Source organism: Mammaliicoccus sp. A-M4, assembly GCF_022386955.1.
GTDB lineage: Bacteria > Bacillota > Bacilli > Staphylococcales > Staphylococcaceae > Mammaliicoccus > Mammaliicoccus lentus.
The window spans coordinates 79014-102160 of record NZ_JAJNHH010000002.1 but is presented as its reverse complement, the minus strand read 5'-3'; the positions used below and the strand labels follow the sequence as shown (position 1 = coordinate 102160).

Genomic DNA, 23147 nt, shown 5'->3' with positions numbered 1-23147 from the left:
GATATAATATGAATGAGATAAAAATAAAACATTTAACATATAGATGCATGGAGGATAAATGAATGGACGACTCATTAAGAAGCATTAGAAAGAATGAACATATACAATTAGCTTTAGATACTTATCAAGCAAAGGGAACTGATTTTGATAAGGTTCAGCTAATTCATCAATCCATTCCTTCAATTAACAAAAATCAAATAGATTTATCTGTTAAGCTCTCTCATTTTACTTTTAAACATCCTGTTTATATAAATGCGATGACTGGCGGTAGCGAGCGTGCTGCACTCATCAACAAACAACTCGCTCAAATTGCGAAGGCTTGTCAAATTCCTATGGCTGTTGGTTCTACTCATTCAGCGTTGAAAGACCCAAATGCCGAATATAGCTTTACAGTTGTAAGAGAAGAAAATCCAGACGGTATTATTTTTAGTAACGTTGGTGCCGATATTGGCTATAAAAATGCGCAAAAGTCTATCGACCTCTTACAAGCTGATGCATTACAAATTCATGTTAATGCACCTCAAGAGCTTATTATGCCTGAAGGTGATACTGAATTTGAACACTGGTTAACAAATATAAAAGAGATTAAAGAACATATAAGCGTACCCGTTATCATTAAAGAGGTTGGTTTTGGTATGAGCGCTGAAACTATTCAAAAAGTTAAAAATATCGGTATCCAATATGTTGATGTGAGTGGTAGAGGTGGAACAAACTTTGCAGATATCGAGAATCAAAGACGTCCTTTAAAAGACATGGCATTTTTAAATATGTGGGGGCAAAGTACCGTACAAAGTCTAATAGAAGCAAAATTATTGGCGACAGACATTCATGTATTAGCTAGCGGTGGCGTTAAAAATCCTCTCGATGCTATAAAGTGTTTAGTATTAGGAGCAGAAGCGGTCGGATTATCAGGCTACGTCCTTAAACAACTAGATGAATTTGGATTAGAACATACAATTGATAACATGAAGCAATTTATAGAACAAATGTATATCATTGCGAATTTACTAAATGCCTCGAAAATATCTGAATTAAAAGCAATAGACTACGTATTTTCTCCAGATTTACAAAGTTACGTTGATCAACGTACAAAGTCCATTAATGATAAGTTAAAATAAACATATCAGGGACATAATTATGAGTTGTTCCTTTGTTATATAAACCAAACTATGAAGTACACTCCTAAAGTTCGACATCAAATAACTTTAGGAGTTTTTTCTTATATATATAAACATTTATCTTTAAATTTTGTTTTCTAAACCTTTATATATTACCTATGTATACATATTGTTTATAAGTAATATTTCAACATATTTTTTAATTTTTAATATATGATATTAAGTGATAATATAAAAGGCATATATAGAAGATATCTTTTATTATTTACATAGATTTAAATGAATAATATAACGATAAAGGAGAATGTGTTATGACTCATAAAGAAATTCCAACTCTTTACTATACAGAAGCTTCTAAAAGTGCAGTACCACTCCTTTCAGGTGAACAAAATTTACAAACAGTTACAGCTGAACCATGGTTAAAAATTTCAGACGAAGGACTTCAACTTGAAGGTTTATGTTTCGACAGAGACCATAATTTATTTTTGTGTGAAGTTTTTGGTGGAAAAATATTTCGCGTTGATTTACCCGAGAAGAAAGTAAATACAGTCTTTCAATCTGAAAAAACAAACCCTGCTGCTGTAAAAATTCATAAAGATGGTCGTTTATATTTATGTTATTTAGGGAATTTTAAAGATTCCGGCGGCATTATTTCAGTTGACTCTGATGGCAAAAACCCTCAAAGTATAGTTTCAGATATAGACACTGAATATTGTGTAGATGATTTAGTATTTGATAGTAAAGGTGGATTTTACTTCACTGATTTTAGAGGTTATTCAACAAATCCTCTGGGTGGCGTATATTATGTATCGCCCGATCATCAATCAATCACACCAATCATTCAAAATATTTCTGTCGCTAATGGTATAGCTTTAAGTACAGATGAGCGTGTACTATGGGTTACTGAAACGAATGCCAATAGATTACATCGCATTTCATTAGAAGAAGATGGTGTAACAATTGAGCCATTTGGTGCTTCTATACCTTATCACTTTACGGGTCACGAAGGTCCGGACTCATGCTGTATTGATAGTGACGACAATCTTTACGTAGCAATGTACGGTCAAGGTAGAGTGCTTGTATTTAATAAGCGAGGCTATCCAATTGGACAAATTTTAATGCCCGGACGTGACGAAGGTCACATGTTAAGGTCTACCCACCCTGCCTTTATTCCTGGTACAAACCAATTAATCATTTGTGCTAATGATATTGAAAGTGGCGGAGATTCTTGGTTGTTTACAGCAAAAGGATTTGCAAAAGGTCATAATAGTTACCAATTTCATTAATGAATAAATGGAAATTTTAAGGTAAGGTCTTTGAATATATTTGACAGTAGTTTTATAATGGTAAAGTGTTATTAAAAATGAAAAAAATTTGAAAGTGCTAAAGGTGATTGAAGTATGACACAAACAGGATACGGGGAAGCAAATGGGAAAGTTATTTTAATAGGAGAACACGCTGTAACATTTGGACAACCTGCAATTGCTATTCCCTTTAAATCTGGTGTAGTTAAAGCAACGATAACATCATTGAAAGAAAATGAACGTTCTTTTATTAATAGTGATGTATACGAAGGGTTTCTAGATGAAGCACCTGAACATATTAAATTAGTTGTAACCCGTTTCATTAATAAATATGAAATACCCCAACCTATTAATGTTACATTTGAAACAAACTTACCGCCGTCTAGAGGTCTAGGTTCTAGTGCAGCGATGGCAATAGCTTTTATAAGAGCAAGTTATAATTATTTAAACAAGCCTCTTTCTGATGAAAAACTCATTGAAGAAGCAAATTGGGCAGAAAAAATTGCACATGGTAAACCTAGTGGTATAGACACACAAACCATTGTTTCGAATAAGCCCGTATGGTTCCAACAAGGTGAAGTAACGACTTTAAAACCTTTAGCTATAGAAGGATATATGGTTGTAATTGATACTGGTGTAAGAGGTTCTACTAAAAAGGCAGTAGAAGATGTTCACCGTTTATGTGATAATAGTCAAGAATATATGCAATATGTAGAACATATTGGCGTGCTTGTGCACGAAGCGAATCAAGCAATCAACAATAATGACTTCAATCAATTAGCGCATATTTTTAAGCTTTCTCAAGAAAACTTACGCAAACTTACTGTTAGTCATGATCAAATAGAAGCACTTCTTGAATTAAGTCAAAATCAAGGTGCTATTGCTGGGAAATTAACTGGCGGTGGTCGTGGAGGCAGTATGATTGTATTAGCTCAAGATCTTGGAACTGCTGAAAAAATATCAGCCAGTGCTCTTGAATTTGGTGCACACCATACTTGGATTGAATATTTAGGAGGTTAATCAGATTGAACAACTGTGGTAAAGCGCGTGCCCATACTAATATTGCTTTAATAAAATATTGGGGTAAAGCAGACGAAGATTTAATTCTTCCAATGAATAATAGTTTATCGGTCACACTAGACCGTTTTTACACGGATACGAAAGTCACTTTCAATCCAGAATATACTAAAGATACATTAATATTGAATGGAGAAGAAGTGAGTGATGACGAAGCTAAGAAAATTTACCGCTTTATGGACCTCGTTAGAGAACGAAGCCAAACCTCCATGTATGCATATATCGAAAGTATAAATTATGTACCAACAGCCGCTGGACTTGCTTCGTCAGCAAGTGCATATGCAGCATTATCGGCAGCATGTAATGAAGCCTTACAATTAAACATGTCTAAGAAAGATTTATCTAGACTAGCTCGTAGAGGTTCAGGCTCAGCATCTAGAAGTATTTTTGGTGGATTTGCAGAATGGGAAAAGGGACATGATGATGAAACGTCTTATGCTCACGCTATCGATGCAAATGACTGGGAAAATGAACTCTCTATGGTTTTTGTCGTAATTAATGATAAATCTAAGAAGGTTTCTAGCCGTTCTGGTATGTCTCATACAAGACAGACTTCCCGCTTTTATCAATATTGGTTAGATCATGTTGATGAAGATATTCAATCTGTAAAAGAAGCAATTAACAACAAAGACTTTAAACATTTAGGTGAAGTTATAGAAGAAAATGGTTTACGCATGCATGCTACCAATTTAGGTGCTCAGCCGCCTTTCACATATTTAGTACCTGATAGTTATCTCGTGATGGAAATTGTTCACCAATGTCGCGAAGCCGGATACCCTTGTTACTTTACAATGGACGCGGGGCCGAATGTGAAAATTCTAACAGAGAAGAAAAATCAGCAATACATTTTAAATGCATTACTTCAACATTTTAAAGAAGAACAAATAATTGCGAGTGATATCACGCACACAGGAATTGAAATTTTAGAATAAGGAAGAGATAAAATGATTCAAGTGAAAGCCCCAGGAAAATTATACATTGCTGGAGAATACGCAGTGACTGAACCTGGATACAAATCCGTACTAATAGCAGTAGATCGTTTTGTTACAGCCACAATAGAAGATACAAATGGAAATACAGGGTTAATACATTCCAAAACCTTGCATCATGAGCCTGTAACATTTATAAGAGCTGAAGATAATATTATTGTTTCAGATACTGATGCTGCTGAACAATTAAAATATATTACACAAGCAATCGAAGTCTTTGAACAATACGCGAAAAGTTTCAATATACCAATGAGACCATTCAATATTACAATTGATAGTAATTTAGACGATGCAAATGGTCATAAATATGGAATTGGATCAAGTGCTGCTGTATTAGTCTCTGTAGTCAAAGCTTTGAATGAATTTTATAACTTACAATTATCTAATCTATACATTTATAAACTCGCTGTTATCGCAAACATGAAATTACAAAGTTTAAGTTCTTGTGGTGATATCGCCGTCAGTGTATACACAGGTTGGTTAGTTTATAGTACTTTTGATCATGTATGGGTAAAAGAACAAATCGAAGCTACATCAGTCAATGAAGTACTTAAGAAAAATTGGCCTGGCCTTCATATAGAACCGTTACAAGCCCCTGAACGTATGGAAGTATTAATCGGTTGGACTGGGTCGCCCGCTTCTTCACACCACTTAGTAAGTGAAGTGAAACGTTTAAAAGCAGATCCTATATTCTACAGTCAATTTTTAGAAAAATCTCAAATGTATGTAGAACAGCTCATCCATTCATTTAAGACAAATTATATACAAGGCGTGCAGGAGATGATTCGACAAAATCGAAAAATCATCCAAAAATTAGATTCACTTGCTACAATTGATATAGAAACAACACACCTTAAGAAACTATGTGATATTGGTGAGAAATTTGGTGGCGCAAGTAAAACGTCTGGCGCTGGCGGTGGAGATTGCGGTATTACAATAGTAGAAAATAATATTAACAAACAAAAAATATACGACGAATGGACAAAAAATTGTATCAAACCGTTATTATTTAATATATATCACGGACAATAACTAAAGTTTTTAAAACTAAAAACGCCACATAAAAAATGAAATAAATTCATTTTTTATGTGGCGTTTTATATTAATTTTGATACTTTTTTAACAATGCCTTAGGTATATGACAGTAGTCGTTTGGGTATTTAGTTAATCTATCTTGATGTTCTGGAGCGCTTTTTATGTAGTTAGTTAATAACTTAATTTCTACAGCTATTTGACTGGCATCATCTCGACTACTTATAAACGCTCTAGCTTCTTCTAGATGTGCTTGTTCAGTACTATATAGACCTGTTCTATACTTTAATCCTTCATCTTGCCCTTGTTTATTAACACTATATGGATCAATAATTTCAAATAAATAATGTATTAAATCATTAATAGATACAATTTCAGGATTATAAATAACTTTCACACATTCAGCATAACCATCATACGGACCCTCTAATGTATGACTCTCTCCATTCGCTCTACCAGCTTCTGTATCTATGACACCTGGCAAAGTTTTAAAGAAAGCTTCTACGCCCCATAGACAACCACCTGCTATATATACAGTTTCCATAACTAATCCTTTCTTAATTAAAAATTAGTATTTAAATCCATTTTCCTCAACGAACGCATCTGAAACATCTCTTAATTCTCTCAATTCGCTAGGTGCATTATCTAAAGTCTTTTTACTCGCTTTTTCAAACATACGAGCGAACATTTCTAATTCAGCGTTATACAATTTTTCTGCTTGTTTATAGCCTTCTTCTGTTAAATCAATTAAAATAACACGTCTATCTTCTTTAGATGGCGTTCGATAAATCAATTCTTTCTTCTCAAGCTTATCAATAATATAGGTCATACTGCCACTTTTAATTAATACGTTTTTACTAATTGATAAGATAGATTGTGCGCCCCATTGATATAAAGCTCCTAATACTAAAAAATCATTAACTTTAATATTTTCTTCTCTACATATTTCAAAAAGCCCCTTTTGGACGTTTTGAGAAGCTTTTATAAGATTGACATATATGCTCTGTACTTGTCGATTCTCCATATTGCAAAAACTCCTTGATTATCATTTTCCATTCCAATGTTTTGTATATCTTATTTTTATTTTACTATAAATACCTAAACATTTGGTTAAACACCATTAAAATATAGAAAAAAGAGGTTAAAGAACCTCACATGTGTGAAATAATATCAACAACATGGGCACCTTAACCTCTTCAACTTACATATTATTTTATAGCTGAATAAGCAGCTCTTAAACCAAGTAAATAACTTTCCACTCCGAATCCAGTCATTTGACCTGTAACGATATCTGCAAAGACTGAATGATGTCTAAATGATTCACGTGAATGAATATTAGACATATGAATTTCTACAACTGGACATTCTAATATGGCTAATGCATCACTTGGCTCTATCGGTAAATTCATAGGTTATGCAAATAGCACAATATAAAATGTAGAAGCTGGTCCTGGTATTTTTAAAGAAACAAAAACATAAAAGACCAAAGTCGAAATCAGGACGAGCAATATACCAAATAGAAGTTGGTTACAAACTGTCAAAGTACCTAAAAACATACAAATAGATAGCAATATTGCAGATACGAGTACAGTTTGTACTTTCGACTTGAACGTCCCTTTAATCGCATATATATGAGCTAATGTTCCTGTTGCTACAAGTAATCCTAAATCTGTTCTACCTAATAAATAACCAATCAAGATGGGAACAGCAATTAACAAACCTTGTCTAATACCTTTTTTCAAATTCAATCGTTCAGTATGTAATGTCATCAAACTGGAAAAATACTTACTTATCTTATGAACTAAATCTCTCACTGTATCCCTCCTTTTATAAGTGATTTTATTTGTTAATTTACACATAAGTACACAAAATTATTGTAGAACAACTTATAAATCATTACAATAAAACTCCTTTCATAACATTTTACAAAATTAAACAATTGAAATATGCAACTTTTTTGATACAATATAATGAGGATAAAATATGCCCTCATTTAAAAGGGACAACTACAAATTATAAACACTTAAAAATTTTACACATAATACTATTTAAAATATAAGAGGAGAATGAAAATGGATTACAGAGTATTATTATTTTATAAATACACAACAATCGATGACCCTGAAACTTTTTCAGCAGAGCATTTAGATTTTTGTAAAGACTTAGAATTGAAAGGCCGTATTTTAGTTGCAAACGAAGGTATTAACGGGACTTTATCAGGTACTAAAGAAGCAACTGATCAATACATGGAACATATGAAAGCTGATGAACGCTTCAAAGATATCGTATTTAAAATAGATGAAGCTGAAGGGCATACTTTCAAAAAAATGCACGTTCGTCCTAGACCAGAAATTGTTGCATTAGACTTAGAAGAAGACGTTAACCCTAAACAATTAACTGGTGAATATTTATCACCAAAAGAATTTAAAGAAGCTTTATTATCTGACGACACAATAGTAATTGATGCAAGAAATGACTATGAATATGACTTAGGTCATTTCCGTGGCGCAATTCGTCCTAACATCACAAGATTCAGAGACTTACCAGACTGGATTAAAGAGAATAAAGAAAAATTCATGGACAAAAAAATTGTCACGTACTGTACAGGCGGTATTCGTTGTGAAAAATTCTCAGGTTTCCTATTAAAAGAAGGATTTGAAGATGTTGCACAATTAGAGGGTGGCATCGCTACTTACGGTAAAGATCCAGAAACTAAAGGCGAATATTGGGACGGAAAAATGTACGTATTCGATGAGCGTATTAGCGTAGACGTAAACCAAGTAGAAAAAACAGTAGTCGGAAAAGAATGGTTCGATGGTACACCTTGCGAAAGATACATCAACTGTAGCAATCCAGAATGTAACAGACAATTCTTAGTTACAGAAGAAAATGAAGCGAAATATCTTGGCGCATGCTCACACGAATGTGCAAGCAAAGAAAACAACCGCTATGTTAAAGCACATAACATTAGCGACGAAGAAAAAGAAAAGCGCTTAGAAAACTTTAAAGAACTAGTTTAAAATATAATGATAAAGAGTTCGGGACATTGGTTAATGTCTCGAACTCTTTCTTTGTATTGGCAGTAATAGACTGGAGACTTATGTTGTACGTTCTTCTGTCAATAACGATGGTCTTCCTGTTTTAGCACCTATATATCCGCTAATGGTATTTCCTATCCACTGAAATACAACCATTGCCAACAGTGTAATCCATACAACATGAATCAATTTAAACGATCCCGCTAATGAAGCTCCTACCATAAGAACAGGTATTGTAAACTCTAAACCTCCAAAAATGACTGCAGGAGTGGACCAATGTTGTCGTTGAGACTTTGGAACACTTTCTAAAGGATTATCCGCTTTAGAAAAACTATTATTTTCACTCATAGATTCCCTCCATTAATGACTTATTTATAATTGTAAATTTCTTTTGCTTGCTGCAGAGTTATATATTCATTTTTGATATCTTTTTCTATCAACTTTTTAGCTCTTTTATGTGGATCGCCAAACCCTCCACCGGTTGCTGTTCTTAATATTACTTTATCTCCTTTATTTAATGGATACTGATTATACTTACCAAATGGCCCATCTAATTCACCATTTGATTTCTCTATTAAAAATTCATTATTTGATCCTTCATGTCCACCATCAGCTCCCCAAGTGTTTTGTTTATGATGCCCAAAACTACCTGTAAAGAATTGTCCATCAGTTAATGCTTTATAAGTTCGAATAACACCAGGACCTCCTCGATACTCACCTGCACCTCTACCATCTGTTCTCATACTATATTCTTCCACTTGGACGCCATAAGTAATTTCTGCAATTTCAACAGGTACATTGAATGTTTCTCCATCTGACACACAAAATTGACCAGTATCTCCATCAAAACTATTAGAAGCACCCCATCCCCCTACGGATGGTTCAACAATGAGGAAGTTTCCATCTTTATCTGGATGTTTTCCTCCCATTATTACAACACATACAGACAGTAAATGACCCGCCGTTAATCTGTCAGGAATAACTGGTGCTAATGCTTTCCAAATTGTTTCTGAGCCATATAGCATAGACTCCCAATACATAGAAACTGGTGCAGGACGTTGAGCTGAAATGATTGAACCTTTATCTGTAATAATTTTTAATGGTCTAAAAGCTCCATCATTTACTTCTTGGGATGGATTTGTAATTGCTAAAAAGATTGTCCTAACTGCCGATACTAGTCCTGTATAAGAACTATTAATTGGACCTTGTACTTGTTTAGAGGACCCTCTAAAATCACAAATAAATTCATCTTTTGTGATAGTTAATTTTAATTTAATTGGTATTTGTTCATCTGAAATACCATCATCATCAATTAATTCATCAATTTCATAAATTCCTTGAGGTAATTTTGATATTTCATTTAATGTAGATTTTTCACCTTGATCCAAAAATCGCTCCATACTTTCAAGAATAGATTGCGTTGTATATTTTTTACATAAACCTTGAATACGTTTTTCACCTGTTTTAAGCGAAGCAATTTGCGCTCTCATGTCACCAATTGATAACTCAGGAAAACGAACATTTGATTCAATCACTTTAACTAACGCCTTGTTTTCTGCACCTTTGTCATATAATTTCACGCATGGAAATTGAAGTCCCTCTTGATATACATCAGTAGAATTAGTAGACATTGAACCTGTATCTTTTCCACCTACTTCTGTCCAATGTGCTTTATTAGCAACAAATGCAACCAGTTCACCATCTTGGAAAATTGGTAAAACAAGTCCTACATCACACAAATGTGAACCTCCGCCTTCGTATGGATCATTAATTAAAAATACATCTCCTTCATTAATGTCATCTCCATACGTTTTCAAGGTTTCTTTTACCATGAAAGATAACATACCTATAAAACCTGTAACGCCATTACCAAGTGTTACAAGCTCTCCTTTTTTATTAGTTAAACCACATGCGTAATCTAACACCTCGTATATAATTGGACTCATTGAAGTTCTTGCTAAAGCTATGAACATTTCTTCACCAGTAGAAATTAAAGAATCTTTTATCACTTCATATGTGAATGGATCAGTTTTATAACTCATAATTATCTCCTCCAATATGAATAATCAAGTTTCCATATGAATCTTTAGTGACTGCATCTTTAGAGTTAATCGGTATTGTTGTAGACTTTTCTTCAATAATTGCTGGACCTTCAATTTTTTCTCCGATTGCTAAATAATCTCTATCATAAACTTTTACCTTTTTCCATCCCTCATTCTCAAAGTAGACTTGACGCTCCTCTTTCACTGAATCTCCTTTGGGTACAGTAATCTCTTTAATTGTTGGTTTTTCAATTTTACCTATTACACTAACTTTTAAATTCACTATTTCAGTTCCATTTTCCTCAAGTGCATAAGTATATAATTGTTCGTGCTTTTTATGAAATGCTTGGATTATATCATTAAGATTATTTTCATCCACTTTATCAAATGGCACTGTTACTTCTACAGGATGGTCTTGCCCTTCATATCTCAAGTCCATTAACTTTGTAACTACTATTTGTTGATTATTTACATCTTCATTTTTCAAAGTACTAACTGCTTCATCAACTAATTCCACAAATTTATTGTTAATTTCTTTGTAATTTAAATCTTTAGTATTAGTAAGATGTGTTTGAGCATAATCATGTCTTAAATCAGACATTAACATCCCCCATGAAGCAAACACACTTGAAGTAGAGGGAACTATTACTTTCTTCACGCCTAATTCACGAGCTAAGTCTTGAGAATGCATAGGTCCTCCTCCACCTATAGCAACCATCGTGAAATCACGTGGATCATAACCCTTTCTAACAGATATTAACTTTAATGCATTTAGCATGTTTGAATTCGCTATTTTAACAATTCCCATAGCTGCTTCATCTAGTTCTACATCCAAATGATCAGTAATTGATTCGTGAAATTGTTTTTTGACCTCTTCAATTTTAGTATCTGTATCAAAATTAGAAATATTTAACCTTCCTAATAACAAGTTTGCATCAGTAGTAGTTGGTTCTATTCCACCTTTTCCATATGCTATCGGTCCAGGTTCAGCTCCAGCAGATTTCGGGCCAACTTTAATAGATCCACCTTCATCAAACCAAGCTATAGATCCTCCACCATTTCCAATTTCAACAATATCTACTACAGGTACTTTCATAGGGTAACCAGCATAATTATTCGTTCTTTCCAAATGATAATCAGTTGTAACTTTAACGTTACTGTTTTCAATCAATGAACATTTCGCTGTTGTACCACCTATATCTAAAACAATTAAATTATTCTCTCCAATCATTTCTCCTAACACAGCGGCACCAAATATACCTGAAACTGGACCAGACTCTACCATATTTATGGGCGCTATTTTAGCGTGATCAAAAGTGCTTGTTCCACCGTTTGATTGCATTACATAATTTCTGCTACTTGAACTATTCTCTATAATATTTTTCTCTAAATTAGATAAATACTCATTAGCAATTGGTTTAACATAAGCATTCAACACCGCTGTAGAGGTACGTTCGTATTCTCTCCATTCATTATTCAATTCAGTAGAATAAGTAGTTAAAAATTCAGGGTATTTTTTATTAATATACTGAGCTATTTTCTTTTCATGTTCATTATTTAGATAACTATGTAATAATGAAATAGCTATAACTTCAACATTTTCTTCCTTAAAATAATGAATAATTTCATCAATTTCCTCAACATTCAACTCTTGTATAACTTCACCTTTATAATTCAGACGTTCCGTAACTTCACGGCGAAGATGCCTTTCAACAATTGGAGTTGGTTTTTTATATCTAACATTAAATAAATCTGGTCTATTACCACGTGCAATTTCTAACACATCTCTAAAACCTTTAGTCGTTATAAGACCAGTTTTAACACCTTTCTTTTCAGTTAAAGCATTAATAACAATAGTTGTTCCATGAATAAACATGTCAATGTCTTTTAAATTAATTTTAGCTTGTTCAAGCACATTGAATATCCCAGCCTCAAAATTTTTAGGAGTTGTATCTGCTTTACCTACGATAATATTTCCATCGTTATCTAATGCAACCAAATCTGTAAAAGTACCGCCAATATCTGTTGCAACTCTCATTTCCATTCTCCTTTCAAATTTAAAATATTTTAGGTGTAACTACACTTAATATAACTGCAGGATTTTGAGATTCATTAATATAATAATGATTCAAACTGGAAGGATAATGAATAATCTCACCCTCATGTACAATATGCTTAACATCATCAAGATAAAACGTTAATTCACCCTCGATAATGTAATACATTTCTTCACCATCATGTCTAGAAACTTCACTACAATCATCTGGATAAATAGTAATAATAAAATTCTCTAATTTTCTATTTTCAAAATCACTAGAAACACGTTTGAAATTTTGATGAGATCTATTTATCTTAAATGAATCAATTTCATCTGGAATAACATGAAAATTCGTTTCAATTTTAGGTTTAAAAAATGAAGTAATATCAACATTCAAAGCATCCGCTATTTTATTCAAAGAAGTAATCGCTATAGAAGACTCCCCTCGCTCTACTTGTGATAAAAAACTTGTAGATAAGCCGGTTTGACTACTCATTTGTTTAAGTGTTAATTCCTCTTTCATTCTAAAATACTTAATCATACTCCCGATTTCTTCCATAAAAATAACCTCCCTTTTACAGTATTAGTGTAATTCAGAACAATATAACACAAATAATACTTAATAAAAAGAATTTTCGGAAAATTCTAAATAAAAAAACTAGCCACATAGGTTAAATAGACCGTCTGTGACTAGTTTTATTTATATTATTTTCAATAACTTCTTCTGATGATTTCCACTGAAATAATTCTGAAGCTTCTATTGAACAGGCCAGGACATAACTGTACCAGCCTGCTATATTTCTTCATTTATTGTGATAACGCTAATTTAATATGCGCTAAATGGTGTTCTTCATGCCATGATAATTTCGCTACTTTAAATGCTACTGAAGTTTCTCCGTCATCTTCATGCGTAAATTTACGTTTCAATTGTTCTTCACTTAAGTTTCTACCAATTGCTACAATACGTTCATTCATTCCTTCAAGCATTCTAATTGAACATTCGACTGGTAATTCATTGTCTGGCGTTTCTATCCATTTTTGTTGGTCAAACGCTGGTACAGTTGGCTTTCTATCATCTGTTAATGCGAGTTTTAAACGTTGATACATATTCAACTGTGAATCTGCTATATGATGCACAAGTTGTCTTACTGTCCAACTGCCTTCTCTGTATTTCTTGTTCAATTCTGAAGGGTCTAATTCGTCTACCGTTTCTCTTAAGCGATTTGAATAATTCCCGATTTCATCCAGCCATTGTTGGATATGATCAAATGTTACATGTTCTGGAAACTGTAGTTCACCTATTGGAAACCTTGCATCCATCTTTATCACCTTTCTCTTTTTATATGAAACATTTTGATTACACTACTAATATTCTCTATTTTAAAGAATTTAAACGTAGTGTCATAAATAGAACCATATTAAAATGGATTTTTATTTAGCCACTGTCCGCCATCCATCGTCATACAAGCTCCATTTATATAACCCGCTTCATCAGAAAAAATATAACGTGCTAATCCAGCAATTTCTTCAGTTTGCCCAAATCTTTTTAAAGGTACACTATTCAGTGATTGTTGTCGTGCTTCTTCTGAAAGTGATAACTTTTTAGAGCCACCTGTATTTTCAATAGGACCCGGTGCAATTGCATTTACTGTGATGCCATATTTAGTTCCCCATTCCACTGCAAGTGTTCTTGTCATAGCGAGCACACCTGCTTTTGCGCTGGCCGAATGGATAACACCAGCACCTGCACCCCATGAATATGTTGCAACCATATTGATGATGCGGCCTTTATGCCCAGTTTTAATCCATTCTTTGCCTACAGCTTGAGAACAATACCATGTGCCATTTAGCACAATATCTATAACGGAATTCCACCCATTAATCGACAAATCTTCAGCTGCACATAAAAAGTTTCCAGCTGCGTTATTAACTAGTCCATCTATTTTCCCAAAAGTCTTAACTGTTTCATCAACTGTATATTGAACTCTTTCTGGGTCTCTAACATCCATATCTATACAAAGGATTTGGCCTTCATACTGCTCAATCTCTTGCTTTGTCTTCTCGAGATTTTCTAATTTACGACCTGTAATAACGACTTTTGCACCTTCTTCAGCGAATCTTTTCGCCATCCCTTTTCCCATTCCACTACTGCCACCTGTTACAATAATCACTTTATCTTTCATATATACTCTCCTTAGTAATACAAAATATAATTCTTATAGTAAGCGCTTACATATAAGTGTACAACATGTTTTCAGAAAGAACAATTGTAATTCATTATAGCAGTATATTAAAAAACAGAAGACACTCTTTTATAACCTCAAGAATGTCTTCTTCTATAATTAAAAGAATAAAATGGAGCCATTAGTTTAGTCGATATCCGAAGTGAAACACAAATAAACATTAGAAAAAGATAAGTTAAAAAAATAATTAATACGACATAATTGAAAAGTTCAAGAAAACTGGTAACATAAAAGTATATACATGTATATACTTTTATGTTGGGAGTGAATATTATGGAGATATTGAATGTAAAAAAAATAAGAAAAGTAGGAAATAGTAGAGTAATTACCATTCCTAAAAATGTTATGGAAGCTATTAACATTCATGAAGGAGACGCAGTTGAATTTATTGAAGAAGATAATAAAATTTGGTTAAAACCAAGTAAATCAATCAATGAACACGATGATATATTGAAATTAGCAGATGAAATTAGCAATAAGTATGATGATGTCTTCAAAGGGTTAGTTGATAGATGATTAGATATTTAACCGAGAAAGAAATTATTACATTTAATATCTATGTTATTCAAAAGTATAGCCCTAAAGAGCCTATAGGCGTAGTCGATGCAACTGCTCTAAATATGTTAGTAAATGCACTGAAACAATATGTATTTGGTATAGAACAATATCCAACACTTGCGTTGAAAGCGAGCAACTTATTTAGAAATCTTGTGAAAAAACACGTGTTTTATAATGGAAATAAAAGAACCGCATTTATGTGTTTAAATATCTTTTTAAACTTAAATGGTTATGAGTTAGAAGTTAATACAAAAGAAGCTATAGATTTTACTGTTATGATAGCAACACATGATCTACAAGAAGATGATATTGAACAATGGATCTTAAAGCACATAAAAATAAAGTAAGTTTACTGAAGAAATATTCTCATAGAAAAACACCTTTGCACAATTCATTTTAATATGAATTATACGAAGGTGTTTTTAATTTATTCTCCTGAACCTACTTCTTCGCCATCTTCATCGTATTCTGTAACGACACCGTCTTCGTCAATAATATAAGAACCTGCTAAGTTACCGTCTTTATCTAAGAATGAAAAGCCCCATTCTCCGTCATCATTTTTTTCTGGTTCTTTAAATGTATATTTGTCGGTATCTAACTCTTCTCCTTCATAAGATTCTACTTTATCTATCACATTGTCTCGCGTAACTTCTTCATTTTCATCGTCTTCATCCATATCATTGGATTTATTTTCTTCTTTAGTTGTACCATCAAACATTTCTACTACTCTTTCTATTTCTTCATCTGATGCATCATATAATTTCACAACTTTCGGGTTGTTTATAATGCTTTCAGATTCTTTTTGTGACCAATCATCATCTTCCAACCATTTTTTATCATGGAAGTGTGATGGCACATCATAAATTGAAATAGTACCATCATTATTATTTTTATAAACTACTTGCCCAGCAGCTGTAGGCGTACCTGCCAATCGTTGTACCCCTTTAGGATATTTGATAGTATGCTCTTTGTTGTATGGATTTAAATATTCGCCTTCTATTGAATCATGGCTTAGTTCTGGTTTCATGCCGCTAGAATTGTCTGAATCTCTATAGCTTGGTAAAGCTGTCAGCCATACTTGGGCATAATATTCATCACTATTCGTATCTTCTTGAGATGTACTACTGTCATTCTTTGTCTCCAAGCTTTCTCCATATTTAATTTTATTTTCTAGCTCTGAAATTTTACTGTTATCTTTATGATTATTATATAAATCGGCAATATTAAAACTTGCGAATGTCTCACTATCTTTCACATCGTTATAATCTGAAATAGGAGATTGGGTATATATGTAAACAACTTGATCTTTATTTATACCAACTATTGTTGCGTAACTACCTTTAGAAGGTGACATTCCATAGAACTTCATACCATCAGGTTTATTTTTCATTTTTCCTAATTCTGGACTTTCCGATAATTCTACTTTATCTACAGAATGTTTTATTTCTTCACCAGCTCCAGTTTTTTGTGTATAGCTGCCAGATAATAATTCATCTGCAGTTATGACTTCAGAATCTATTTCAGGTTCTAACAAAGTCATCGCAACACTTTGTGTTTCTGAAATGTTAGTTACTTCTTTATCTGAATTCGATTTAGAAGTTTCATTATTGCTGTTACTATCTTGTGCATTTTGATTCTTTTGTTCGCTTTTTTGTTCATTGTTACTTGAGTCTTTATTCTCAGGTTCATTACCTATACTAATACTACAACCTGCAATTGTTACTGATGACACTAATACAATTCCAAAATAAAATATTTTTTTCATAAAAGGCATCCCCTTTTTTAATTATTAGAAAATATTCATATCTATTGTAACAAAGATAATGGTTATGAAATGTATAAATCATAATATTTAAAAATTATTAAAGATATGTTTTAGGAGAATCGATGATAAAAAAAGAAGCTGAGACATTTATAAATGCCTCAGCTTATCTTTGGGAATAGGTACTCTAATACCTAGTTTTATGAGTTTGTAATTCTACTTTGAGTAGATATCCAAACAATAACACGTTTGTTTTGTTTTGTAAATATTTACTAATTTATATTTTATTAAAATACAATTTGAAAATTCTAATCATCTTTGTTAAAGTATTAGGCGTTGTTTTTAATACTAATAAACGAGGAGGTTTATTTTACTTATGGAATCTCAATTGAACGAAAATAAGCCTAAAAAAGGTTATTCGCTAGTATTTACAATCAGTTCCGTAATTGTTGCTATAATCGTTTTACTAGGCGCAATTTTTCCAGTTAAATTTAATGACATTGGTGATAAAGCCACTGCCTGGATAACTGAAACACTTGGCTGGTATTACATGATTGTTGTAATAGCCATGATTTTCTTTTGTATTTTCTTAATGCTAAGTCCAATAGGGAAATTAAAATTAGGGAAACCTCATGAAAAACCAGAATTTAATACTGTTTCATGGTTCGCTATGCTATTCAGTGCTGGTATGGGGATCGGGTTAGTATTCTGGGGAGCAGCTGAACCTATTGCTCACTTCGCTGCACCTCCAAAAGCAGATCCTAAAACTACTGCAGCTTATGCAGAAGCGTTACAATCAGTATTCTTCGATTGGGGCTTCCATGCATGGGGCGTTTATGGTGTAGTAGCTCTAGCATTAGCATATTTCCAATTTAGAAAAGACGAACCGGGATTAATTTCAAAAACATTACGTCCTGTATTCGGAAGATATGTAGATGGACCACTAGGTATTGTGATTGACGTATTATCTGTTATCGCTACTATCGGTGGTGTAGCCGTATCACTTGGTATGGGTGCGTTACAAATTAACGGTGGTTTAAATTATTTATTCGGCGTACCAAATAATATTGCCATACAATCTATTATCATTATTATTGTAACGATTTTATTCTTAACAAGTGCTTGGTCAGGATTAAATAAAGGAATTCAAATTTTAAGTAACGTAAACATTAGTATTGCAGGTTTATTATTAATCGCTGTACTTATTATCGGACCATCAATACTTATGTTAAATGCATTTACAACTACAACAGGTAACTTCTTACAAACATTCCTACAAAACAGTTTCGACACAGGTATGTTTAATTCACAAAAAGCAGATTGGATGTCTGATTGGACATTCTTCCAATTAGCTTGGTGGATAAGTTGGAGTCCATTCGTTGGGGTGTTTATAGCACGTGTATCAAGAGGACGTACAGTACGTGAATTCATCGGTGGCGTTATGCTTGTACCTGTTCTTATCAGTTTCATATGGTTCAGTGTATTTGGTGTACTAGGTATTGAAACTGCTAAGAAACATCCAGCAATTTTCGATATGCCACCAGAAACAGCATTGTTTGGTGTATTTAATGAAATGCCATTAGGATTAATACTATCTATTATTACACTAGCATTAATCGCAACATTCTTTATTACATCAGCAGACTCTGCAACATTCGTATTAGGAATGTTAACGACACGAGGTTCATTAAACCCAAGCTCATTTATAAAAATCGTTTGGGGTGTCGCACAATCACTAATCGCGTTTATACTATTATTCACTGGCGGAGATAACGGACTAAACGCATTACAGAACACCGCCATAATAACCGCATTGCCGTTCTCGGTTATTATTATATTTATGATGATTAGTTTCTATAAAGACGCAAACAGAGAACGTAAATTCCTCGGTCTTACATTAACGCCAAAAAGAACCCGAGAAAGTCAAAAACTAGCAAACCTCTCAGATCAAGAACTATTAAACTTAATTAAAAACGAAAGAAAACAAGATAGATAATAATAAGAAAAGCTCTTCATTAGTATACAGACTAGTGAAGAGCTTTTTATATAACAACTATTTCAAAATCGATAATTGTTCAAATTCTTTTGAAATAGCTTTTCCTATTTCAATCGAGCATGTTGCTGCTGGTGATGGTGCATTTAATACATGTAATGAATGCTTACCTTTCTCAAACACAAAATCATCTAGCAACGTTCCATCGCTTAACATAGCTTGGGCTCTTACGCCCGCTTCAATCGGTTCAATATCTTCCTTTCTTAACGATGGAATAAGTTTTTGTGCATTGTTAACGAAAGCACGTTTATTAAATGATCGATAATATTCTCCAAGTGCTTCTTTAATATTTTTTATACCCATCTTATATAACCCAGGAAATTTTAAAATCTCTAATGTTTCTGATTTATCTAATCCAATTTTTTTATAAGCTTCTTTTCTAAGACCTAATACAGCATTAGGTCCGACATCTACCCCGCCATCTATCATATTTGTAAAATGCACGCCTAAAAATGGTAACTCAGGATCTGGAACAGGATATATTAATGTTTGAACATACTTCTCTTTAGATTCATTAAGTTGATAATACTCTCCTCTAAACGGAATAATTTGAATATCTGTATTTACGCCACTCATCCTAGCAATTTTATCACTATATAATCCAGCACAATTTATAATGCTTTTTGATTTGAATTGTTGCTCATAACTATTAAGTACAATTTTATCCTCAGATGTTTTTATCGATGTAACTGGAGTATTAAAATTGATTTCGCCGCCTAATTCTTCAAATAATAATTTGAATTGTTCAGTCACCTTTTTATAGTTTACTATCGCGGTTTCTTGAACTTTTATACCCCCAACTGTTTGAACATAAGGTTCTATTTGGTTTACTTCTTCAGCATTTAATAACGTCACTTGAAGTCCATTTTGTAATCCTCTTTCATAAAGCGCTCTTAGTCTATCTAACTCATTTTCATCAGTTGCAACAATTACTTTGCCACATTGATTGTAAGGAATATTGTATTCTCTGCAGAAATGAATCATAGATTGTGAACCCTTTTTACTAAATTCTGCTTTATGAGAACCAGGCTTATAATAAATGCCGGAATGGATAACGCCACTATTGTGACCTGTTTGATGTTCAGCAAGATTATTTTCTTTCTCTAGTAAAAGAACATCCAAGTCAGGATTTTGAAGTTTCAAATGATAAGCTGTACTAAAACCTATAATACCGCCACCTATAATTATTACATCCCTTTGCATATAATTCCTCCTAATCACGTATACCGCATGCTTCTGCTACGACTTCAACTATATGTTTGACAGTTACTTGATTGCTTAACCCTTCTCTTTCTACTCCTAATTGCATTTGCATATGACAACCGGGATTTGAAGTGATAATCATATTAGGCTTTGCTTGTTGAACATATTCCATTTTATCATCCAAAATTTTCATAGATTCATCAAAATGTATAATATTATAAATACCAGCCGAACCACAGCATAATGATTGTCCTTCCATATCTACCATATCAAGGTCAGGTACCTTACCTAAGACGCTTTTTGGTGATTTAAATACTTTTTGTACATTTTCTAAATGACAAGATGGTTGATATACAGCTTTGTATGGCATTTTATAATTAAATTCTAATGATAAATCATCCATTATTTCTGAAATATCCCTTACTTTTTTAACAAATTTTACTGCTCTTTGATGCCAATAGCTGCCTTTTTTAAATAACTTGTCATATTCTTTAAGCGATGCACCACAGCCTCCAATCGTATTAACGATATAATCTATATCGGTATCGGCATATGCTGCTATATTCTTTTTAGCCAATTCGATAGTATCATTTGTTTCACCTGCATGATGTTGTAAAGCACCACAACAAGTTTGATTTGGTACTTCATGAACTTCTATATCATGTTGTTTCATAATTTTAATTGCTAAGTTATTGATTCTAGAGAAAAAGGCATCCATAATACACCCTTGGAAAAAGGCAACTTGTGTTTTTGTTTGTGTCTTAGTTTTATTTACTTTTTCATTATCATGGATTTTACGTGTTTTTTTCACATCGGGTAAAGCTAAATTTAACTTACCATACTTTGTTTCTTTTCCTAAAAGATGATTTTTGTTTATTAAGTTTTTAGCACCTAGCTTCTCATAGTAATATAATGCATAATTTATTTTTCGAATGACACCTTTTTTAGGTAAAATATGTTTGAACGTTACATTTCGAGCTAACTTTTCACTTAAGCCCATCTTTTTATCTTCTTTTATGACTTCAACTGCTGACATTAATATATCTCCGTATTGAACATTTGTTGGACATACTGTTTCACATGCTCGACAACCTAAGCATAGATCAATACCTTCACTCATATCTCCGATTGAGACCTTACCTTCAGCAGCCATTTTCACCAGATTAATACGTCCACGCGGAGAATGTTTCTCCTTTTCAAAAGCTATATAAGTTGGACATACTGGTAAGCAATATCCACATTGAACACAGTCAAACGTTGCTTGATAATCTAATTTGTCCACTAATGTATTATTCATTTCGCAACACTAACCTTTCTTCTCCCTTTTCAGGAAATATCTTTCCAGGGTTAAGAATATTCTTAGGGTCTAATGCTTTTTTAATCATTTGTTGATAACGTACCCCCGCTTCACCCATTTCTTTTTTGATAAACGCTTTTTTCATGACGCCAATACCATGTTCCCCCGAGAGCGTTCCACCTAATTCAATCGCATAATTAAAAATTTCTTCCACAGCATCTTCTGTCTTACGTACTTCATTTTCATCTCGCATATTTGTATTAATTGTCGGATGTAAATTACCATCACCTGCATGTCCAAATACAACGATATTTAAATCATATTTAGTTTTAATCTCATCGATTTTCTTAAACATTTCCGGAATTTTACTTAATGGTACTGTTGCATCTTCTGAAATTTTCGTATAACCACTTTCAACTACTGCAGGTGAGACAAGTTTTCTAACTTGCCATAATTTATCTTCTGCTTCTTTAGATTCAGCAATTTCAACATTTTCAACATCTATTTCTTTTAATGCTTTTTTGATAGTATCCAATTCATCACCTAAATTCTCTGGATTACCATCGACTTCAATTAATAATATAGCTGCTGCATCTCTAGGCAAATCTAATCCTGCATAGTCTTCAACTTTATTTAATGCATTATGATCTAAAATTTCCATTTTCGAAGGTCTGACACCTGATGTTAATATTTTGGATATAGACTTTCCTGCTGTGTATAAATCATCAAATATAACCATCGCTGTTTTTGTAGCTAAAGGCTTAGGTATTAAGCGTAACGTAGCTTCAGTAATAATACCTAGTGTACCTTCTGAACCTATTAACAATTTTGTTAAATCATATCCTGTGACATTTTTAATCGTTTGGCCACCAGTGCGTATAACTTCTCCATCTGGCATAACAACTTCTAATCCAATAACATAATCTTTTGTTACACCATATTTTATACCACGTGGACCTCCAGCATTCTCAGCTAAATTACCACCAATTGTGCATACCACTGAAGAAGAAGGATCTGGTGGATACATTAAATTATGCTTTTCTGCTAAAGCATGTATTTTTCCTGTAATCACACCAGGCCTTGTCTTTATGATTAAATCATCAGGATATATTTCAAATTCATCATTCCACTGAGAAAAATCAACTACTATACCACCTTTAACTGGCAAAGCTCCCCCTGACAAACTTGTGCTTGCACCTCTAGCATAAATAGGAATGATATATTCATCTGCTAATTTCACTACATTTTGGACATCTTCCGTAGATAACACTTGAACTACATAATCCGGCATATATTGACCGAACGATGCATCAAAACCATAAGAAACAAGATCTGAAACATCCATAAGTAATCTGTCCGCGAAAATTTCTCTTAATCTCTGTTCAATCTCCTT

The 23147-nt window shown here is 33.0% G+C and carries 22 protein-coding genes and 1 pseudogene; 9 read left to right on the top strand and 14 right to left on the bottom strand.

Annotated features, from left to right (window positions below; genetic code table 11):
* The first annotated feature begins 62 nt into the window (after positions 1–62).
* The 5 genes from fni to LQ682_RS02435 all read left to right on the top strand — a co-directional run bounded on the left by fni (position 63) and on the right by LQ682_RS02435 (position 5520).
* A complete protein-coding gene (gene fni, locus LQ682_RS02455; RefSeq protein ID WP_239723833.1) occupies positions 63–1118 on the top strand; it encodes a type 2 isopentenyl-diphosphate Delta-isomerase in 1056 nt (351 codons plus the stop codon).
* 311 nt (positions 1119–1429) lie between these two features.
* A complete protein-coding gene (locus tag LQ682_RS02450; protein WP_064204412.1) occupies positions 1430–2404 on the top strand; it encodes an SMP-30/gluconolactonase/LRE family protein in 975 nt (324 codons plus the stop codon).
* A 114-nt stretch (positions 2405–2518) separates the two neighbouring features.
* Positions 2519–3442, top strand: coding sequence for a mevalonate kinase (mvk, locus tag LQ682_RS02445; RefSeq protein WP_064204411.1), 924 nt, complete (start codon positions 2519–2521; stop codon positions 3440–3442).
* 5 nt (positions 3443–3447) lie between these two features.
* Positions 3448–4431: a diphosphomevalonate decarboxylase gene (mvaD, locus tag LQ682_RS02440; RefSeq protein WP_103268962.1), complete on the top strand. Its 984-nt coding sequence runs from the start codon at positions 3448–3450 to the stop codon at positions 4429–4431.
* A 12-nt stretch (positions 4432–4443) separates the two neighbouring features.
* Positions 4444–5520 carry a phosphomevalonate kinase gene (locus LQ682_RS02435; protein WP_064204410.1) on the top strand — a complete coding sequence of 359 codons (1077 nt, stop codon included), beginning with the start codon at positions 4444–4446 and terminating at the stop codon, positions 5518–5520.
* Between the two features lie 70 nt (positions 5521–5590).
* On the opposite strand, the gene LQ682_RS02430 is transcribed toward LQ682_RS02435, so the two are convergent.
* From LQ682_RS02430 to LQ682_RS02415, 4 genes and pseudogenes are all read right to left on the bottom strand, one after another.
* The gene (locus LQ682_RS02430) at positions 5591–6064 is read right to left on the bottom strand and encodes a peptide-methionine (S)-S-oxide reductase (protein ID WP_239723831.1); all 474 of its coding nucleotides are present in this window, start codon (positions 6062–6064) and stop codon (positions 5591–5593) included.
* 24 nt (positions 6065–6088) lie between these two features.
* Positions 6089–6544, bottom strand: coding sequence for a MarR family transcriptional regulator (locus LQ682_RS02425; protein WP_016999726.1), 456 nt, complete (start codon positions 6542–6544; stop codon positions 6089–6091).
* A 184-nt stretch (positions 6545–6728) separates the two neighbouring features.
* Positions 6729–6905 (bottom strand): annotated as a pseudogene (locus LQ682_RS02420) (type II 3-dehydroquinate dehydratase); the annotation flags it as partial.
* Positions 6906–6932: 27 nt separating this feature from the next.
* The gene (locus LQ682_RS02415; protein WP_103268964.1) at positions 6933–7334 is read right to left on the bottom strand and encodes a hypothetical protein; all 402 of its coding nucleotides are present in this window, start codon (positions 7332–7334) and stop codon (positions 6933–6935) included.
* 258 nt (positions 7335–7592) lie between these two features.
* On the opposite strand from LQ682_RS02415, the gene trhO reads away from it, so the two are divergent.
* The gene (trhO, locus tag LQ682_RS02410; protein ID WP_016999734.1) at positions 7593–8540 is read left to right on the top strand and encodes an oxygen-dependent tRNA uridine(34) hydroxylase TrhO; all 948 of its coding nucleotides are present in this window, start codon (positions 7593–7595) and stop codon (positions 8538–8540) included.
* A 78-nt stretch (positions 8541–8618) separates the two neighbouring features.
* Here the strand turns inward: trhO and LQ682_RS02405 are convergent, their stop codons facing one another.
* The 6 genes from LQ682_RS02405 to fadH all read right to left on the bottom strand — a co-directional run bounded on the left by LQ682_RS02405 (position 8619) and on the right by fadH (position 14821).
* Positions 8619–8906, bottom strand: a complete 288-nt coding sequence (locus LQ682_RS02405) for a hypothetical protein (protein WP_345773117.1) — start codon at positions 8904–8906, stop codon at positions 8619–8621.
* Positions 8907–8926: 20 nt separating this feature from the next.
* Entirely contained in the window at positions 8927–10600 is a 1674-nt protein-coding gene (locus tag LQ682_RS02400) for a hydantoinase B/oxoprolinase family protein (RefSeq protein WP_103268966.1), read from the bottom strand.
* Positions 10590–12638, bottom strand: a complete 2049-nt coding sequence (locus LQ682_RS02395) for a hydantoinase/oxoprolinase family protein (protein ID WP_064211374.1) — start codon at positions 12636–12638, stop codon at positions 10590–10592. Before LQ682_RS02395 ends, LQ682_RS02400 begins: the two co-directional genes overlap by 11 nt.
* A gap of 19 nt (positions 12639–12657) precedes the next feature.
* Positions 12658–13197: a helix-turn-helix domain-containing protein gene (locus tag LQ682_RS02390; protein ID WP_016999748.1), complete on the bottom strand. Its 540-nt coding sequence runs from the start codon at positions 13195–13197 to the stop codon at positions 12658–12660.
* Positions 13198–13445: 248 nt separating this feature from the next.
* Positions 13446–13958: a YfiT family bacillithiol transferase gene (locus LQ682_RS02385; RefSeq protein WP_016999749.1), complete on the bottom strand. Its 513-nt coding sequence runs from the start codon at positions 13956–13958 to the stop codon at positions 13446–13448.
* A gap of 98 nt (positions 13959–14056) precedes the next feature.
* Positions 14057–14821, bottom strand: coding sequence for a 2,4-dienoyl-CoA reductase (fadH, locus tag LQ682_RS02380; protein WP_070045032.1), 765 nt, complete (start codon positions 14819–14821; stop codon positions 14057–14059).
* 333 nt (positions 14822–15154) lie between these two features.
* Here fadH and LQ682_RS02375 point away from each other — a divergent pair, with 333 nt between their 5' ends.
* Positions 15155–15397 (top strand): AbrB/MazE/SpoVT family DNA-binding domain-containing protein, encoded by a 243-nt coding sequence (locus LQ682_RS02375; protein ID WP_218729533.1) that lies wholly within the window; start codon positions 15155–15157, stop codon positions 15395–15397.
* Positions 15394–15786, top strand: a complete 393-nt coding sequence (locus LQ682_RS02370) for a type II toxin-antitoxin system death-on-curing family toxin (RefSeq protein ID WP_218729532.1) — start codon at positions 15394–15396, stop codon at positions 15784–15786. The genes LQ682_RS02375 and LQ682_RS02370 overlap by 4 nt, the downstream gene beginning before the upstream one ends.
* 80 nt (positions 15787–15866) lie before the next feature.
* Here the strand turns inward: LQ682_RS02370 and LQ682_RS02365 are convergent, their stop codons facing one another.
* Positions 15867–17204, bottom strand: a complete 1338-nt coding sequence (locus tag LQ682_RS02365) for a hypothetical protein (protein ID WP_239723830.1) — start codon at positions 17202–17204, stop codon at positions 15867–15869.
* Positions 17205–17577: 373 nt separating this feature from the next.
* Between LQ682_RS02365 and LQ682_RS02360 the strand changes: the two genes are divergently transcribed.
* Positions 17578–19197, top strand: a complete 1620-nt coding sequence (locus LQ682_RS02360) for a BCCT family transporter (protein WP_394877509.1) — start codon at positions 17578–17580, stop codon at positions 19195–19197.
* A 57-nt stretch (positions 19198–19254) separates the two neighbouring features.
* On the opposite strand, the gene lhgO is transcribed toward LQ682_RS02360, so the two are convergent.
* The 3 genes from lhgO to LQ682_RS02345 are packed head-to-tail and all read right to left on the bottom strand — an operon-like array spanning position 19255 to position 23099.
* Positions 19255–20457: an L-2-hydroxyglutarate oxidase gene (gene lhgO / locus LQ682_RS02355; RefSeq protein ID WP_239723829.1), complete on the bottom strand. Its 1203-nt coding sequence runs from the start codon at positions 20455–20457 to the stop codon at positions 19255–19257.
* A 10-nt stretch (positions 20458–20467) separates the two neighbouring features.
* Positions 20468–21754 carry a (Fe-S)-binding protein gene (locus tag LQ682_RS02350; RefSeq protein WP_016998962.1) on the bottom strand — a complete coding sequence of 429 codons (1287 nt, stop codon included), beginning with the start codon at positions 21752–21754 and terminating at the stop codon, positions 20468–20470.
* Positions 21747–23099: an FAD-binding oxidoreductase gene (locus tag LQ682_RS02345; RefSeq protein ID WP_256933693.1), complete on the bottom strand. Its 1353-nt coding sequence runs from the start codon at positions 23097–23099 to the stop codon at positions 21747–21749. The genes LQ682_RS02350 and LQ682_RS02345 overlap by 8 nt, the downstream gene beginning before the upstream one ends.
* Positions 23100–23147 lie beyond the last annotated feature (48 nt).